Origin of the sequence: Dechloromonas sp. ZS-1 (genome assembly GCF_039649255.1) — a bacterium.
Lineage (GTDB): Bacteria > Pseudomonadota > Gammaproteobacteria > Burkholderiales > Rhodocyclaceae > Azonexus.
In genome coordinates, this window is the sequence record NZ_JBDIYD010000034.1 from 1 (window position 1) to 1,666 (window position 1,666).

The 1,666-nt window shown below is 64.3% G+C and carries 2 protein-coding genes; both read left to right on the top strand.

All coding sequences use genetic code 11. The annotated features are described in order from the left end of the window. Positions 1–749, top strand: a 749-nt coding sequence (locus AACO21_RS16620) for an electron transfer flavoprotein subunit beta/FixA family protein (protein ID WP_346193638.1), incomplete at its 5' end; no start/stop codon positions are given. Beyond that, positions 750–1,666: FAD-binding protein (locus tag AACO21_RS16625; protein WP_346193639.1), on the top strand; the 917-nt coding region annotated here is incomplete at its 3' end.

The window sequence follows — 1,666 nt, forward strand, 5'->3', positions numbered from 1 at the left end:
TGAAGATTCTCGTTCCCGTGAAACGGGTAGTGGATTACAACGTAAAGGTTCGCGTGAAGGCGGACGGGACGGGCGTCGATCTGGCGAACGTGAAGATGAGCATGAACCCGTTCGACGAGATCGCTGTGGAAGAAGCGGTGCGCCTGAAGGAAGCCGGGATTGCGACGGAAGTCGTGGCAGTGTCCTGTGGCGTGGCAGCCTGCCAGGAAACCCTGCGCACGGCGATGGCGATTGGTGCCGACCGCGGCATTCTGGTTGAAAGCGACGCGGACCTGCAGCCGCTGGCCGTGGCCAAGCTCCTGAAGGCGGTGTGCGACAAAGAGCAACCGCAACTGGTCATCTGCGGCAAGCAGGCGATCGACGATGACTCCAACCAGACGGGCCAGATGCTGGCTGCCCTGTCGGGCTGGGCGCAAGCCACCTTTGCTTCGAAGGTCGTGATTGCCGACGGCAAGGCGACGGTGACCCGTGAAATCGACGGCGGTCTGGAAACCCTGGCGATCACGCTGCCGGCGGTGGTGACCACCGACCTGCGCCTGAACGAGCCGCGCTACGCGACCCTGCCGAACATCATGAAGGCGAAGAAGAAGCCGCTGGACACGGTGAAGCCGGCGGATCTGGGCGTGGATGTCACGCCGCGCCTGACCACGATCAAGGTCAGCGAGCCTGCCAAGCGCAGCGCAGGCGTGAAGGTGGCCGATGTGGCCGAACTGGTTGAGAAGCTGAAGAACGAAGCGAAGGTGATCTAAATGGCCATTCTTGTCATCGCAGAACACGACAACGGCAGCCTGAAGGCCGCCACGCTGAACACCGTTGCCGCCGCCCAGAAGATCGGCGGCGAGATTGACGTCCTGGTTGCCGGTGCCAACTGTGGCGCCGCTGCACAAGCTGCCGCCCAACTGCAGGGCGTGAGCAAGGTCAAGGTGGCCGATGCGGCCCACTACGACAGCCAGACCGCTGAAAACCTGACCGCACTGGTCGTGGCCAACGCCGCAGGCTACAGCCACATCCTGGCGCCGGCCACCACCTTCGGCAAGAACCTGCTGCCGCGCGTCGCCGCCCTGCTGGACGTGGCCCAGATTTCCGAAATCACGGGTGTGGAATCCGCCGACACCTTCGTTCGCCCGATCTACGCCGGCAACGCGCTGGCGACGGTGAAGAGCGCCGATGCGGTGAAGGTCATCACCGTTCGTACCACCGCCTTCGACGCGGTTGCCGGTGGCAATGCCGCGCCGGTGGAAGCGCTTGCCGCCTCGGCCGATACCGCCCAATGCACGCTGCAGGCCCGCGAGTTGACCAAGTCGGCGCGTCCGGAACTGGGCGCCGCCAAGATCATCGTCTCCGGTGGTCGCGGTCTGGGCAGCGGCGAGAACTACCATCAACTCCTGGAGCCGCTGGCCGACAAGCTGGGTGCGGCGCTGGGCGCCTCGCGCGCTGCGGTTGACGCGGGCTTTGTGCCGAACGACTATCAGGTTGGGCAGACCGGGAAGATTGTCGCGCCGCAACTGTATGTGGCGGTGGGGATTTCCGGTGCGATCCAGCACCTGGCGGGGATGAAGGATTCGAAGGTGATCGTGGCGATCAACAAGGATCCGGATGCGCCGATCTTCCAGGTTGCGGATTACGGCCTCGTCGCCGATCTGTTCGAAACCGTGCCGCAACTGGT